The organism is Hymenobacter sp. DG25B, from assembly GCF_000801315.1.
In the GTDB taxonomy this organism is placed as follows: Bacteria; Bacteroidota; Bacteroidia; order Cytophagales; family Hymenobacteraceae; genus Hymenobacter.
Map to the genome: position 1 here is coordinate 520,160 of NZ_CP010054.1, position 16,651 is coordinate 536,810.

Here is a 16,651-nt window from a genome sequence, read left to right on the forward strand (position 1 = left end):
TTACGCGGCCAACTCATCGTTTAATTCCTGTATTACCTGCGGCAGCGCGTCGCCAAATAGAGCACGAGCACGGCCGTAGCCGCCTTGGTCAATGAAGGGGGGCAGCGTGAAGGAGTCGGGGCTAACGCTCAGCGAGGTAGCGATGCGCTCCTTCATCATCTGTAGCCAGCCCAGCTGCTCCTCGGTAAACAGCCGCCCGGCCTGCTGCTGCCGGCCCAGCCAGTGCTGGTAGCGCTGCTCCACCGTGAGCGGGTAGGCCTCCAGCAGTTCTGTCTGCTCGGTAGCAAAGCGCACCAGGCTGATGAGGTTGGTGAGCAGCATTTTGGGACCGGCCCCACGCACCCGGCTCTGCTCCAGCTTCTCGTAGGCCTCCCACAGGTGCTCGGGCAGCAGGGGTGGGCTCTCCAGCTTCATGGATTCGGCCAGCTGCTTTATCTCGCGGTAGGTGAGGGCCCGGCGCTGGTAAGGTTGGTTGTGTAGCACCTGCAGGGCCGTTATCTCGTCGCGGTGCTCGGTGATAAAGGTCTTGAACTTGTCTACCTGCGTCTGGGCCAGCCGCCGTGCTGCTTCCTCCGGGGAGTGTTTGGTAGTAAAGCCGCCGTTAATCACCCGGTCTTTGCTCACTAGGTCAATCACCATGTCTTTCTGGGTGTGCAGCTTCGTGAGCAGCGTGCGCAGGGCCGGGTCGTTCAGGGCTTGGGTGGCTGTATCGACCAAATGCTGCTGGGCCTGTTCCCAGTGTACCTCGGTGGGCTCGGGGGCGCCTTCCAGTCTGGCTAGGGCTAGCGCGGCGGTTTCCTGTCGCACGGGGTCCACGGCATCAAACAGCCGGCTGGCCAGCTGCTGCACCGTGGGGCCGCCGTTGGTCTGAGCAGCCACGGTGGCGCGGTCGTCGTCAGTCAGTTGCCGGTCTAGCCGGGCCAGGCGGGTGGCCAGGGCGCGCAGGTGCTCGGGCTCCTGGCTGCCCAGGGCCACCGCTTCCAGCAGCTTCTCAAAGCTCACGCCGTTGGGGCGCTCGGTGCGGGTGGTTTCGGTTTTCTCGCTCTCCGTCACGCCCACGGCGTCTACTATCACAAAGCGGGTTTTGGCCTCCACTTCCTGGTCGGCCACCAGGCGCAGGTCGTCCAGGCTGATGGTACGCGTGCCCCGGCCTTTCATCTGGTCGTAGTATACCCGGCTGCGTACGTCGCGCAGGAAAATCAGGCACTCCAGCGGCCGGATGTCGGTACCGGTGGAAATCATATCCACCGTTACGGCCACCCGCGGGTTAAACTCGTTGCGAAACCGCTTAATCAGCTCGTCGGGCTTGCCCTCAGTGGTGCCGTAAGTTATCTTTTTGCAGAAGTCGTTGCTCTTGCCGAAGACCTCCCGCATCAAATCCACAATTTCGTCGGCGTGGTGGTCGGTCTTAGCGAATATCAAGGTCTTGGGCACATGCTCCCGCCCAGGGAACAGCTGGGGCAGCCGGTCCCGGAACTCGGTCAGCACCGTGCGTATCTGGTCGGGCGTGGTGACGGAGCGGTCCAGTTGGCTGCCGGTGTACACCAGGTCGTCGTCCAGCGTTTCCCAGCGCCGCCGCCGGGTCTGGCGCTCCATCATCTTCACGGCGCTGCCCTTCTCTACCCGGGCTCCGCCTCCGGTTATTTCAGTCTCAATGCGGTACACGTCGAAGCCCACGTTCACGCCGTCTACTACGGCCCGCTCGTGGCTGTACTCCATCACCAGATTCTGGTTGAAGAAGCCGAAGGTCTGTTTGGATGGGGTAGCCGTCAGCCCAATCAGGTGGGCATCAAAGTACTCCAGCACCTGCTGCCACACGTTGTAGATGGAGCGGTGGCACTCGTCGATAATGATGAAGTCGTAGGTTTCCGGCGGCAGGGCCGGGTTGTAGGCCACTTCCTTGGGCCGCTTGCTCACGGCATCGGCCGGCAGCTCAAACCCCGAGCGCTCCTCGTTGCCCTCCTCAAACTCCGCCTCACCCCGCAGCATGGAGTACAGCCGCTGAATGGTGGTGATGGTGACTTTGTTTACCGAGTCGAGGTGGTTGCTCGTCAGGTTCTGCACGTTGTACAGCTCTGTAAACTTGCGCCCGTCGTCGGGGGTAGCGTAGGCCTGGAACTCCTGCAGCGTCTGCCGGCCCAGGTTACCCCGGTCTACCAGAAACAGGATGCGCTTGGCCCCGGCAAACTTGATGAGCCGGTACGCAGCCGTTACGGCCGTAAAGGTCTTGCCTGAGCCCGTGGCCATCTGAATCAGGGCCCGCGGCCGGTCGTGCTTCAGGGAGACTTCCAGGTTGCGGATGGCCTCTACCTGGCAGTCGCGCAGGCCCGTGGGTTCCAGCACGGGCAGATGCTGCAGGCGAGCCCGTAGCGTGGCCGTCTGCCGCGCCCAGTCGCGCAGCGTTTCTGGCCGATGAAACCAGAACACCGGTCGGGATCGGGGCTCCGGGTCACGCCGGTCCAGAAACCGAATTTCGTGGCCGTTGGCCTCGTACCCAAAGGGCAGCTCGTCGGCCGTACGCGGAATATGCTTGGTGGCGCTGGTCAGGTAGCGCGCCGTCTGCTCGGCTACGGCCGTCAGGGAGGTGCCTTCCTTCTTAGCTTCTACCACACCTACCAGCTTGCCTTCCACCAGCAGGGCATAGTCAGCCGGGCCCGAGGCGGTGGGAAACTCCCGCACGGCTACCCCTAACGAGGCGGTGCGATTCAGCTGGTCCCGGTCCTGCAGCACCCAGCCTGCTGCCGTCAGTTGCGCATCAATCAGTTGGCGAGCTTTCTGTTCGGGAGTAAGCATGGGCGGGGTAGGATAGAGGCGTAGAATCTAGCAATAGATAATGAGCCCCGCACGGCAGAATACTATCCGGGGGTAGCAAATCTACCGAAGCTACCGCGCTTTTCCTTCCTTCTGTGCAAACTTGAAGAGGTGCCCTTAATTGAGTTGCTCTATTCAGAAAGAGTATCTAAAAAAGCGGCTGACAAAACTCGCTAGAATCGCGGCCTGCATAGCAACTGATGGCGTAGTCGCATCCCATAACAACACCGAAAAAAGGCTTAAAACTGCGTATGGATATTGCTTAGCGAGTACGTGTCCATACCCTCTCTTGTCAAATGTTTATAAGTGACTGTATGACATTAATTTATACCTTGAAAGAGGGGGTGTGGATACGTACTTGCTAGGAACCCCCAGGCCTCTCCTCAAGAATGCCACCTGAACATCAGAGGTAAGCGGCCCGCCTATCCTTTTCAGGCCTCCAGAGATACCTCGATTTGCTCCAGTATTTCGGAGAGAGTTACCTGGTAATACCGGCAGAGTGTTGCCAGCGTAGTAATCGTCACATTCAGGGAGTTGGCCTCAATGCGGCCTATATGCACCCCTGTTGCTTCATACACTTGTTGCAGGGTGAGCCGGCGCCTTTCTCGCAGGGCTTTTAGCCGGCGAATCAATTCCAGAAGTAAGGGGGAAGCAGCCTTGGCAGTCATAACAGGTAGGAGAAGTCGTAAACAAACTTATTAATGACATTAATGTCATTAATGCATGTATACTACGTATTTTTGAAGGGCCTATCACGGCCTCCCTGGCTTTTCCGCGCAGGCTTACGCCCAAGGCAGTACCAACTCACTTATCACTCCTACCTCCAGCTTACATGAAACCTACTCTCTCCTCTTCGGTAACAGAACAATGTCGGGCGGCCTTGCTGGGGTTGGCGGTGGGTGATGCGCTAGGAGTGCCCGTGGAGTTTCAAAGCCGCGCAGCCCGGCGTCAGGACCCAGTCGTCCACATGCGCGCCTACGGGACACACAACCAGCCCGCTGGTACCTGGTCCGATGATGCCTCCCTGACCTTCTGTTTGGCCGAAGCCATTGCCGATGGCTTCACGCTGCCCAAGCTGGCCCGCAACTGCTGCCGTTGGTATGAGGACAACTTCTGGACACCCCACGGCCGCGTGTTTGACATCGGCATTACCACCCGCGAGGCCTTGCAGCGCCTGCAGGCAAAGCCTGGGCTGGTGCGCGCCGGCGGCACCGACGAGTATAGCAATGGAAATGGGGCCCTGATGCGGATTCTGCCCTTGGCCTTCTACCAGACCAATGCTCCGCTACAGGAGCGGTTCCAGCTAATCTTTGACGTGGCGGCCGTCACCCACGGGCATATCCGCTCCGCGGTGGCCTGCTTCCTGTATCTGGAAATAGCGCGCCACTTGCGCGCAGGCCTCACGCCGGCTGAAGCCTATGCCCAGCTCTGCCAGGAGGGGCCGGCCCAGTTGCGGGCTCTGAACATTCCCGCCAAGGAAGCCGACCACTTCGAGCGTATCCTCAGCGGCCGGCTGCCCGACGTGAACGTGCTAGCTATCAACAGCGGCGGCTATGTAATGCACACGCTGGAGGCGGCCCTCTGGTGCCTGCTGCGCTATGAAACCTACGCCGAAACCGTACTAGCCGCCGTCAACCTCGGCGACGATACCGATACCACCGGCGCCGTGACTGGTGGCCTAGCTGGCCTGTACTATGGCGAAGCCGCCATTCCTGCTGAGTGGCTCCAGGTGCTGGCTCGTCGCGCCGATATCGAAGGCCTGGCCTATCGGATGGTCGCTGCTACTATCTCAGTCGATGCTCCTCCCGCTTAAGAGCGGATTACCTGAAGTAATTTGCTGCTCATGCAGCAGGTTAAAGACCAAAAAAGGCAGCCCCGTCATGGAGCTGCCTTTTTGCTTTCAAGCTGTAGCAGAATCAATCTGCTTAGAGCTATTCAATAACCAAGCGTTTGGTCGTGGCAACCTCACCGGCCTGGACGTGCACCGAGTACACACCCGCGGGTAGATTAGCCAGTTCCAGCTTGTGCTCCGCGCCATTAGGCTTCAGGCCCAACTCAAACTGTCGCACCTCTTGCCCCAGGGCATTGAATACCGCTACCTGCGCTGTTTTCGTGCCGGGTACACTAGGTAAAGCTAGCGTTACTGTATGGTGGGCCGGGTTGGGATACAAGGCTATGGCTGTCGCCAGCAGCGCCGCCCTGGTAGGCGTGGCCGTGGCCGGCCCAAAGCGCAACGCGAAACGGCCACTAACAGCTTTGGAATCAGTCGTGAAGGTATACGCTGCCTGCGTCTGTAGGTCCGTTTCCTGGCCCGTTACCGCATCCACTAGGACGACAGGGGTGCTTTCCAAATGCAACAGCTTAGCCACCTTCAGCGTGTAGGTTCCAATCTGAGGAATAACAAGCCCAAGTGGTACCACCGCCCCGGAAGTTAGAACCGGCAAGCCATTAATCGCTAGCTCATTCCCGGAGCCAGTGACTGAGTATAGTGACAAGCCATGCGGGTTGCGGAGCTTCACAGCATCATATCGAGCATCTACGCCATCAGTAGCACCAGACTCGAAATATACGTCCGTAGCATCAGACAGAGATGGTGTCGTTCCTTGTAAGGTTAGCTGTAGGCGAGGACGAAGATCAGTGGAAGGCCGTTTTAGCGGGGCAGCGCTAGTTAACACATTCACAGATCGGATATTGTTGGTTAAAACTAGTGTAGTTGGGCCTGCCCCTGCAGTAGAGTGCACGAAAAAACCTTGCCCCATAGCAACCATTGGGTTGCCCACTCCATTGACGCAACTTCTATACTGTCCGGTATAACGGTCGGTACTTTCAAAAACATACATAGCATTATCAAGGCCAGGAGGAACTGCTACTTGGCTCCAGTCGATTAAAGTTGGATAAGGGTTACCTAGTAAATGCCAACCTCCATTGGAATTAGTTTGGGTGATGGGTATACTAATGGGACCGGTGTTCAGAGCGCCTACAAAATCGACTGTCTGCTTTGCAGCTAAGTTGACCGTATATCCGTGACCAACCTCCAGAGAAGAGGCTAAACTGGTCGGCGATACCCAGCCTTTGTCAAAGGTTGATAGAGTAGTAGCTGGACTAGTAGCTACCCTAGCTTCATCGTAACCAAATACAGTAGGAAATGGGGTAATAGCTCCTGGCGCTATTGCCTTGTTGTAAGCCGAATTGATAGTTGGTATAAAGCCCGCTGTAGCTATATCTGCTACAGTAGAACCGGACACCGGTGCAGAGAGGTGACGATAGCCAGCACCAGCATTCGCACCTTCGCTAATATAGCGTTGCACTGTGGCCATCCCAATGACCCGACCTAAGCCAAAGTTTGCTACTATAGCAGTAGAATCAGCATCAGAAAGAAGAGTGAGCATGTGGCTATTTAAGAGTAGATTCCCTGTGTTAGTCACTGATACCCCGCCTCGGATGGCAACGGGTTGGGTAAGTTTCACAACTGTCTCAATGCTCAGAAAGCGAACGCGGCGGGGTAACCCTGAACCAGTCTCCTGACTCGCGTCGGCGGGATAATAATAATCTGCGGACTGGGAGAAATTACGTGATCCGGTTACTTGGATCGGCCCAACTGCTTCTGTTGCACTTAACCCCTCTTCTGACACAATAAATATCTTAGCGCCAGAAGCTAGAGTAAATCCTCCAGGGCCATTAATTGTATTACTGCTATTATTTTGGCTTAAAAGACCGTTTCCCTGGACCACCATCTGACCATAAACAGTTAGGGTCCCAATCAAGTTTGCAACTCCGGTGCTGGTAACAGTCACATTCCGATAGCTGCCTTGAACCAATTGATTGTCGCTTACTATAAGGTCAGTTAAGTCTGTGATTACCTCAAAAGTTTTAGAACTGGAAGCGGAACCGCTGGGCGTGGTGACAGAGATGAGGCCTGAAGTAGCTCCTGCCGGCACTTTTACGATAATTTGTCTGCCACCTTCATTTACTGTAAATTCGGAAGCGGAGGTGCCATTAAAAGATACGCTGGTTGTACCGCTGAATCCCGAACCTGTTAAAGTTATGGATGTGCCGACTAAACCATTTGTAGGAGTAAAGGAGGCTATGGTAACTGATGAACCTATAGCAAGGCGCGCCACAAAATTATCGCCTCCTCCTTGTGCAGTAGGTAGAGTCTGGTTACCCACACTCATGCTAGTACCGTTGTAGCCACCAGATAGATAAACAGCATCCGCGTAATGCGTATCTAATTCTCGACCGAAGAGATCCGCAGTGGAACCACCAAGACCCATTGCCGATTGCCAAACCCCAGATCGGCTAATTTGAGCTACATAATCAGAAGTAGAAGTACTTGGGACAAGTTTAGTAGTGCCAAAGGCAAAGGTACCCGGCAACTTCCCAGATAAGGAGGCGCCAGAGGTAGTACCTCTCCCTGCCAATGCTGTTGTATAAAGGTAAGCATCAGGAATTTCCTGAGCCCATTCAAAAGTAGCTGCGTAAGGATTATACCCTGCTATAAAAGCCCCGGCAGGAGATGAGACCCCAGTAGCATTGCCGGGGGCTGGATTATAGCCTGTTATATAGATAAAATTGCTGCCATCGTGGGCAATATGGCCGCCAGCGGGTGCATTGGTAATATATTGACTAACAAAGTTGCTTGCACTGCCCCAGTTGCCATAGCTGGCCGAGGCAATGAACACGTCACGGTTACCAGGGGCCGTAGTGCCACCAGGCGTCAATGTGGTTACGCCCTGTGCGGTGGGGAAAGCTACAGAGGGTCCTGCAACAATGCCGGTAATCCATACTTTACCGTAAGCATAGTATGTGTCCGAAATATAGCGAACGGACGAACCCATTAGGTTGCCATTACTGTAGGAAGCAGTCGCCCAATCCCAGCCTTCGCCAGTGCGAGGATCATATTTGGCTACCACAAACTCTTTGGTATCACCACTAGTATGCGGGGAAACCCTAACTGTATGGCTCCCAAAGGAGGCGGTCCCAGCTTCCATCATTCCAGCTATACAGACTGTTCCGCTCCCGTCCGTACGCAAAAGCACTGAAGACCGTATGACTGTTTCTGAAAACGTAGCCACCAACCCACTCTGCCATACACCTGACTCACTAAGAAAGGCACGGTAGAAAGAATTACCTGTTGCGGGAGCTTTGAGAGTAGAGACTCCAAATGTGACTACTGAATCTTTAGGTAGCCATCCGACCACGTAATACCCGCCGTACGATGCTTCTACATCTTCCACAGTTAGGAATTGATTGATATCGGTACCTGGCCGGGAAGGCTTTACTGGCTTAGACCAAACAAGAGCTCCTTGTTGATTGAATTTCGTGAGGTAAGGCCCTGGCCCGTCAGGACCTGTATCCAGTCTGAGTTCGGCTACCAGAGTTCCCCCATTGGGGTCGTAGGTATGGGTTATGGCCTTGACGATGTCGCGGCCGCTGCCGTCACGATGAGTAGACCAATCCCATGTCTGGCCTAATACTATGCTCCCGTGTAACGAAAAGCACACCATTATAAACAGCGCTACAAGCCGTAGTAGTAAGTGTTTCATCAAATAAGTGGAAAGAAAATGAGATACGAAGATGAAAGAGACTGATGAGGATGGTTTCTTGTCAGACGGGATATGATAGTTTACTTCCACTCACAATAGCTTTTCCAGTATTAAGAATTTTTGACTTCGAGCAGGGCAGATTCTTTTTCCGCCAGCACTAGTAAAGGGTACGCCAGCAGAACAGCCAGAGGCGAGCAGAGGAAATCAATCAGTTGATGAGCCAGCAGGCTCATTACCTGCAGGTGTAAGCCTTGTCCTACAGCCAGCAGCATACACCCCGTCAGAAAGGCCCCGGCATATGCCAGCACAATCTGCCACTGGAAACGCCCCCGCAGCAGGACGCGCAGCAGGAGGATGCTCAAGCCCAGATACAGAACCCTGTACGTCAGCGCTACCGGCATCCCATGGCTCGTGAGCTGCGTGTGTGTGCCTGCTTGCAATAAGTACTGCCCGGCCGGTCCCATCAATGCCATCCCGGCTCGCCATAGCCGTGCTAGTCCGGTAAATACCTGCTCATCAAACTGCCCCAGCACAAACAGCCCGCTGCCCAGTAGGAGCAGGACTAGCTTCCGCAGTATCCGGGATAACCGCCCATTCACGCCCGGACTATGCATAGCTGGCCTCCGCAGCGGAAGTAACCGAAGCCTGCCGCCGCACCCACAGCACCCACAAGCCTCCAATGGCGCCGTACACCACGAAGGTGAAGGTGTAGTGGTGGTTGAAGTCCACGCTGCCGGCCGGGCCCCAGTGCTGCAGCACCGCCAGCGCCGCTACCCGGATAATATTCAGCAGGTAAATCATCAGGCAGCCCAGGGGGATAAACCACCCTTTGCGCGTGCCTGGGCTGGGAAAAGACAGCACAAAGCCGGCAAACAGCGTGTAGAGCACCAACCCATTGCAGGGGTGGCCCACCCACACGGCCGGCTGCCCGCTCACGCTCACCAGCCGCAGCTGCTCGACTTGTGCGTCTATGCCCAGGCCGCGCAGTGCGAAAGCGCTGGCCTGCGCCAGGTTCACCGACAAGGCCTGGTCCAGCTGACCCTGCGGCCCCAGCCACAGCGTGTAACCCACGTGCCAGACCAGCAGCAGCAGCAGGGCGCGCAACAGAAATACCCGTAGGGGGGATTGAAAGAGACGATTCATACCGGAAAGCGCAGCCCCATCAGAAGTTATCCAACGGGGCTGCAGGAAAAAGTCGAAGAGGGTAGGTTAAGACCGGGAACGACGTTTGCGCAACGTGTTCAGACCATAGGCCACGCTGCCGGCCAGCAGCAGCGAAGCGCCGCCATCAATGGGCACGGCCGTGGGCGCGGGTTCCGGATCCGGCGTCGGGCCACCATCCCCCGGCTGGCCCTGGGCATACAGAGGAGAAGAAAAGCTAACGGCCAGCACCAGCAAGGCGCCACTCAGGAAGGAAGAGAGGATAAAGCGAGAGGTATTCATAAAAAAGCGGAATGAGAGAAAAGCAGATCAGTAAAGGGAATGAATGACCCAGCCCCATTGGGAGCTGGGCCATCTTTAAGCAGAACCTAACGGCTGAGCACGATTTTGCGGGAAACCACCTGGTTGCCGGAGGTGATCCGCACCACATACATACCCGTGGCCAGCTGCGAGCCGTCGACCGGAATGTGTTGCTGGGCTCCGGTCGTCGTCACTGTGCGCGCCAACACTCGCTGACCGAGGGCGTTGATCAGCTCCAGCTGCACACGGCCCTGGTACTGGTTGAGCTCCACCGTGAAGTGGCCGACACTAGGATTAGGGTACACCCGTGCCTCCTGACTGCCCGCACCCGCTTTGGTCGGGGTCGGGGTCAGGGAAGGATTGAAGTGCACGAAGAAGCGGCCCTCCGCCTCGGTGGAGGAGGCGGTGAAGGAGTAGGACGGGGTCGTGCGCAAATCCTGCCACACCTTCAGCTGCCGGTCCTCCAGCAGAATCTGCGTCGTGCTGGCAAAGTTGACCAGCTGGGTTGCATCCAGCGTATGCGCCGTGGCCTGCGTCACCCGCACGCCCAGAGGTACCACCACCGACTGCTGCAAGGGCCCCTGGCCGTTGATGGACAACTGCTTCTGCGCGGCCACGCTGTACAGGTTGGGGCTGCCATCCGTGTTCAGGATCTTGTAGGCATCGAAGGCGGCATCCACCTCGGCGGTGGCTCCCTGCTCGAAGTACAGGTAAGTGGCATCCGTGTGCTGCTGCCCGTCACGCAGACTCAGCTCTACCAGAGGACGGGTTTCGCCGCCGCGGTACAGGCCGGGGTTCTGGTAGGAGGTCAGGCGGCAGGCATCTGTGAAGCTGAAGGTCACCGGCTGGGCGCCCTGCACCCGCACCAGGAAGCCCTGCATAGCGGGAATGATGTTGGCGCCTTTCGGGCCGATGCCATTCACGTAGCTCACGTACGAGCCGGCATATGCCGTGCTCGAGCGGAAGGTGTAGATGGCGTTGTACATGCCGGCCGGAGCCGTCACCAAATCCCAGTTAATAGGTGCCGGGTACGGGTTACCCAGAACATGCCAGCCCGAGTTTTCCAGGCCACCATGCGTCAGGTTGGTCACGGCCACCGGTCCCGTGGTTAAGGTGCCTTCCAAAGCTACCTTCTCCTGAGCACTGATGTTCACCGAATAGCCTTTACCCGATACCAATGCATCGGACAGCGCAGCCAGCGACTTCCAGCCCACAGTAAATTCGGGGTATGAAGCAGTAATGCGCGTCTCGTCATAGCCCAAGACATTGGGGAAGATAGAGGCCGGCATGTAGGGTCGTGGCAGCTTGTTGTAGTCCGGGTTTACCTTTGGCGTAAAGCCGCTGGTGGCCAGGTCCGCTACCGTCGTGCTCACCACCGGGGAGGAGAGGTGGCGGTAGCCTACCCCTGGGTTCGAAGGGCTGATGTAGCGCTGCATAGCCGCTTTGCCAACTACAACCCCGCCGGCATTAACCACCAGGGCGGTGGTTTTGGCATCGGAGAGCAGCGTGAAGGGCTGAGCGTTGGTAGTCAGGTTGCCGCGCAGCGTAAGCAGGCGGGCTACCGTGGTAGTCCCCGTCAGCTCGCCCCCGGCCGCTTCGACGGTCAGGTTAGAAAAAGGTGTGACCCCACTGCCGCCTATTTTCTGCTTCGTCGTACCCGTCAGGCGAACTTCACCCTTCTCCGTGCTGCTGAACAGACCATTGTTGATAAAGTCGCCTTTCAGCTCCAGCACGCCGTTGTCTAGCACGCTGAGTTTGGCGTTTGATGCCAGGGTCACTTGCTTGACCGCCTGCAACGAGCTGATGGTCGGCGAGTAGGGGGTTCCAGCGGGAATCAGGACTGTGGTTTCCGCAGTAGGTACCTGGTTATTGCTCCAGTTCGAAGCGGTCGTCCAGGCCGTCGAGGTCTGACCCGTCCACGTCAGGCTGGCTGTCGTCACAGTTACAGAGACGGTACTAGTAGCCGTGCAGCTGCCGTTGGTTGCTGTCACGGTATACTGCTGGGTCCCAATTGCCGTGGGCGTTGCCGAAACCAAGCTGCCGCTGGTCTGCTGCAGGCCCTGACCACTCCAGATATAGGTAGCTCCACTTACCTGGCTGGCCACACTGAGCGTCGTGCTGCTGCCCAGCATCAGGGAAGTGGGCGAAGCCTGCGCGGTTACAGCCAGCGCCGGGTTTACCGTTACCGTCACCGTAGCCGTGCTGGTGCAGCCCTGCGCCGAGGTGCCTGTTACCGTATACGTCGTAGTGGTAGCCGGAGAGGCTGTTACCGTAGCGCTGCTGGTGCTGCTCAGCCCGGTAGCCGGCGACCAGCTATACGAGCTGGCCCCCGTTGCCTGCAGGCTGGTGGAAGAGCCGGCACAAATGCTGGCGGAGGTAGCGCTGGCGCTTACCACCGGCGCGGCATTGATGGTGGCCGTCGCACTCACCCGACTGCTGGGGCATCCTTGCGTGGAAGTAGCCTGCACGTAGTACGTAGTCGTAGCGCTCAGCGAGGGCGTGGTATAGCTCGCGCTGGTGCTCAGCACAGTAGTGCTGGTGGCCGTGGCGTACCAGGCATAGGTACCGCTGGAGCCGCTGGCTTTCAACGTAACCGTACCAGCGCCGCAGCGCGCAGCACCCGTGATAACCGGGGCACTGAGTACCGGACTCACCGTTACCTGCTGGGTAGCGGTGCCCTGGCAGCCGTTGGCATTGGTGTAGCGGTAAGTAATGGTATAGGTACCGGCCCCCGCCGTGCCCGGCGAAAACTGATTCCCATTCAAAATGCCCGTTCCGCTGAACGTACCGCCCGTAGGTGAGCCTGTCAGGGTAGCGTTGCCATCTGTAGTGCAATAGGCAGCATTCAGGCCCGTGAAGCTGATGTTGGATAGAGAGGTAACGTTTACAATTACCTCATCCGAAGCCTGCTGGCCATACGAATCCTCTACCGTCACGCTGTAGGTGCCAGCGGTGGTAACGGTAATGGAAGCCGTGGTAGCGCCCGTGCTCCACTTATAGGATTTGAAGCCCGCGGCGGCCGTTAGCGTTTTGCTCTGGCCTTCGCACATCGTCACATCGGCGCCTAGGTTCACTACGGGCTCGGGTGCCAGCTGCACTGTTACCGCGGCCGAGGTGGCCTGACAGCCGTTTTTATCCGTTACCGTCACCGTATAGGTGCCCGGCGTCGAAATAACCGCTTCCTGATAGGGCTGCCCGTCCGACCAGCGGTAGGAAGCAAACCCATCATTGGCCTTCAGGGTTGTTTTCGAGCCCTTAACAATGGTAATGGTTCCGGTAGGTGTGGTGGTCACCACGGGGGCCGGGTACACCGTTACCATCGTAGCACTGGAAGTGCTGCAGCCGGCGCTGCCGGTGGTGGTCAGCTCCACCTTATAGGTACCGGCTTTGGCGTAGGTGTGCGTGGGATGCTGTGCTGTAGAGGTCTGGCCATCCCCAAACTTCCAGCTGTAACTCATGGTACCCGAGCCAATGGTGCTGGTATTGGTAAAGGTAATGCCCGATCCGAAACAGGAGTTGCTAGCGGTGAAGGCCGCCTGGGGCGTTTCTGTTACCGTCACCGCCTTGCTGATGGCGCTGTAGCAGCCTTCCTTGGAATAGGCCCGCATCGTCACAGTATAGGTGCCGGACTTCGCATAGGCATGAATCGGGCTCTTCACTGAGGCGGAGTCCCCATCTCCGAACAGCCACTCGTAGCGGGAAATGCTACCCGTGCTGATGCTGGCCGAACCGGTGAACTTCACGGGCTGGTTCGCGCAGTCCGTTACGTAGGTGAAGTTAACGCTGGGACTTGGCTTCTTATACCGGTCGATGCGCAGCGTGTCGTTGTTGATGTTGTCATCGTTGGCATCCACTAGCCAGATTTTGAAGCTATACACCCCATCCGTGCCCAAATCCTGGGGCTGCTTGAAGGTGTAGGCAATATCATTAGCTGTGCTTCCCGGAATGACGTCCGTATAGATGGTGCCCTTATTGACCTGATAGGCCACCTTCAGGTTGAGGAGCGGAATATCCCCGTACTGGGCAATGTTCACCGTCACGGGTTCACTGCTGCCTAGGTTGCAGTCCAGCGTAGGGCTTACCAGACGGGTAATACCAAAGTCCACGGTAAACTCATCACCGCCTACATCGGGCGCGGAACCGTTGCGTAGCTCCCCGTCAATGTCCAGCGTGACGCCTGATGAGGCAATTCCTGCACCGTTTATAAAGCGCTGCAGAGGTCGCAACTCCGTTGTCGATTTGAAGAAAGGGTTAACGGCGTTGGAGTTGGGATCGGTCTTGAGCGTTTGCCGCCAGCTGCTCAGACTGTTTTGATTGGTGCCGTTAGCGAAGCCGAGCTTGCCGGAAGCAGAGTAGTAGTTGTTGTAATCCCAGTCGTTGGTGCCGCTGGGGCTGCTAACCAGGTAGGTGGCGTAGCCGCTGCCGGTGTTGGCGAAGATATTATTCTTCACCGTCAGGTCACTGCCCCCGGTTAGCTCAAAAGCCCGGCCGTTGACCGGATCCGAGCCCGTGATGTTGACCGAGTTGAAGACGATGCGGTTGCTGGAGCCGCTATTGGAGATGCCCTTGGCAATGCCCACGCCGCCGGCCTGAATGAAATTGTTGGCGATCAAGCAACCCGACTGCTGCACTTCAATGCCACTGCCATTTACCACGTTAGTAATGCGGTTCTGGAGTACTTGCACCTGGCTGTTTTCTGTGCCGGTGAGGCGCAGGCCGGTATCCACACCGCTAAGCAAATTGCCACGCACTATGCCTCCGCTGCTCGCCCACAGATTAAGGTCTAGTCCGATACGGGCCTGTTGCACGGTGTTGTTCAGTACCTGTAGATCAAGCGGGGCCCGGCAGGAAGAGCTGCATACATAGCTAGCGGAAACCCCGATGGTTAAGCGCCCAACGGGAGTAATGGTATTGTTTTTTACGATTATGCTGCTACCCCCCGGACCTGTATACCATAGGACGAATAGCCACTAGATGAATAGCAGCCGCCCTGAATCGTATTGTCAGATATTTCAGCGTTAACCGTACTGCTCACTATCACACCATAAGTCGAGTAATATCCATAGGCAAATAGGTGGTTGTTGTTGATCTTGGGGTTGGAACTGTTAGTCACGTTCACTGATGTAACCTCGGAGCCCGAATTGATACTGGGTGCAACAGTGTTGCCCTGCACCAGCGCCCCAGTGGTATAGGATAACCCGATGCTGGACTCTGAGGCCGAGTATGGGCTGGTAAAGGTGTTGCCTGTAATGGCGACGCGGCTTGCTGGCTGAGTCGACAGATTGGCCAAAAATATGCCGCCGGTCACGGCATTGCCCGCAAAGGTGAGCACTGAGTCGCAGGAGGTGCCAGGGGAGCTGACCCGGTTGAGTTGCGTGTTGCGGAAACTTACATGGTGAGCCCCGTTCCGAATAATGACCGCCGATGAACCAGATTGCCCATTGCTACGCAAAATCCCCAGCTTGCGGAAGGTGATATAATCGGTTCCTTCCAGAACGAGGGTATAGTCATTGCTAGGATTCGTCTCCTGGTAATGCAAAGCCACCTTCGTGCTATCCCCACTTTCCGACTCAAATACGATTGGGGCCGTTGCCGACGCACCACTGATCTGGCCCAGCTTCACCTGCTCGTTATAGCTGCCGTTGCGCACACGGAAAGTCACCCCACAGCCCACCCCGGCATTATTCAAGGCCGTTACTGCTTCCGTGAAGTTCTGGAAGTCGGGATTCGTGCCCCCAATCGTGTATAAACCGCACAGTGGTGTGGCAAGATCCTTAATCGAAGCCGTGTCATTAAGGGCATTGCACGCTTTCTGACCATTGGGTGTGGTAGCCCAGGCTTTTAAGGAATACGTCTTCCCGCTGGGGAAACTGTAGCTACCTACTGTAATGGTAGCATTGCCTGCCCCAGCCAAAGTCCCAGTCCAGTTATAAGTCGGCTGCGCAACTCCGTTGATGGACCAGTTGATAACGGCCGAGCTGAGAGTGGTCAGGCTCTGATTCTGTAGCTGTACTTCTATTCCCTGTAAGCCAGGAGACAACGGGTTCCTTAGACTTGTGAAAGCATTCACCCCGACATCGGGGGTGCAAGGGACATACTCTTTGGCTCCTATATCGGCAGTGGTGCTTCGGAGTACACTATCAATATCTGTTGTGATGCCACTAATAGATACAGCGGCATTGTTGAGCAGAATCTGATTAATGCCAAGATCGGTATGAGAGACGAAAAATGGATTGACTGCTTTACTATGTACATCTGTAGAGATTAAAGCGCTCCAAGCACTCAGACTGTTTTGATTGGTGCCGTTAGCGAAGCCGAGCTTGCCGGAAGCAGAGTAGTAGTTGTTGTAATCCCAGTCGTTGGTGCCGCTGGGGCTGCTAACCAGGTAGGTGGCGTAGCCGCTGCCGGTGTTGGCGAAGATATTATTCTTCACCGTCAGGTCACTGCCCCCGGTTAGCTCAAAAGCCCGGCCGTTGACCGGATCCGAGCCCGTGATGTTGACCGAGTTGAAGACGATGCGGTTGCTGGAGCCGCTATTGGAGATGCCCTTGGCAATGCCCACGCCGCCGGCCTGAATGAAATTGTTGGCGATCAAGCAACCCGACTGCTGCACTTCAATGCCACTGCCATTTACCACGTTAGTAATGCGGTTCTGGAGTACTTGCACCTGGCTGTTTTCTGTGCCGGTGAGGCGCAGGCCGGTATCCACACCGCTAAGCAAATTGCCACGCACTATGCCTCCGCTGCTCGCCCACAGATTAAGGTCTAGTCCGATACGGGCCTGTTGCACGGTGTTGTTCAGTACCTGTAGATCAAGCGGGGCCCGGCAGGAA

At 56.8% G+C, this 16,651-nt stretch carries 9 protein-coding genes; 1 reads left to right on the forward strand and 8 read right to left on the reverse strand.

What is annotated here, in order from left to right:
• Both PK28_RS02320 and PK28_RS02325 read right to left on the reverse strand, forming a co-directional pair.
• Complete coding sequence (locus tag PK28_RS02320; RefSeq protein ID WP_044511003.1) at positions 1-2,793, reverse strand: type I restriction endonuclease subunit R; 2,793 nt, start codon at positions 2,791-2,793, stop codon at positions 1-3.
• A gap of 449 nt (positions 2,794-3,242) precedes the next feature.
• A complete protein-coding gene (locus PK28_RS02325; RefSeq protein WP_044511006.1) occupies positions 3,243-3,479 on the reverse strand; it encodes a helix-turn-helix domain-containing protein in 237 nt (78 codons plus the stop codon).
• Between the two features lie 164 nt (positions 3,480-3,643).
• Between PK28_RS02325 and PK28_RS02330 the strand changes: the two genes are divergently transcribed.
• Positions 3,644-4,624, forward strand: a complete 981-nt coding sequence (locus PK28_RS02330; RefSeq protein WP_044511007.1) for an ADP-ribosylglycohydrolase family protein — start codon at positions 3,644-3,646, stop codon at positions 4,622-4,624.
• A 118-nt stretch (positions 4,625-4,742) separates the two neighbouring features.
• Here the strand turns inward: PK28_RS02330 and PK28_RS20065 are convergent, their stop codons facing one another.
• The 6 genes from PK28_RS20065 to PK28_RS02360 form a co-directional block, all read right to left on the reverse strand.
• Positions 4,743-7,724 carry a DUF8693 domain-containing protein gene (locus tag PK28_RS20065; RefSeq protein ID WP_197070453.1) on the reverse strand — a complete coding sequence of 994 codons (2,982 nt, stop codon included), beginning with the start codon at positions 7,722-7,724 and terminating at the stop codon, positions 4,743-4,745.
• 743 nt (positions 7,725-8,467) lie between these two features.
• Complete coding sequence (locus PK28_RS02340; RefSeq protein WP_044511013.1) at positions 8,468-8,971, reverse strand: XrtX-associated membrane protein; 504 nt, start codon at positions 8,969-8,971, stop codon at positions 8,468-8,470.
• A complete protein-coding gene (gene xrtX / locus PK28_RS02345) occupies positions 8,964-9,500 on the reverse strand; it encodes an exosortase X (RefSeq protein WP_044511016.1) in 537 nt (178 codons plus the stop codon). The genes PK28_RS02340 and xrtX overlap by 8 nt, the downstream gene beginning before the upstream one ends.
• 66 nt (positions 9,501-9,566) lie before the next feature.
• Complete coding sequence (locus PK28_RS02350) at positions 9,567-9,800, reverse strand: PID-CTERM protein-sorting domain-containing protein (RefSeq protein ID WP_044511019.1); 234 nt, start codon at positions 9,798-9,800, stop codon at positions 9,567-9,569.
• Positions 9,801-9,886: 86 nt separating this feature from the next.
• A complete protein-coding gene (locus PK28_RS21205; RefSeq protein WP_044511021.1) occupies positions 9,887-14,545 on the reverse strand; it encodes a DUF8693 domain-containing protein in 4,659 nt (1,552 codons plus the stop codon).
• 197 nt (positions 14,546-14,742) lie between these two features.
• On the reverse strand, positions 14,743-16,527 hold the full coding sequence (locus PK28_RS02360; protein ID WP_044511024.1) for a hypothetical protein: 1,785 nt from the start codon (positions 16,525-16,527) through the stop codon (positions 14,743-14,745).
• Positions 16,528-16,651: the final 124 nt, after the last annotated feature.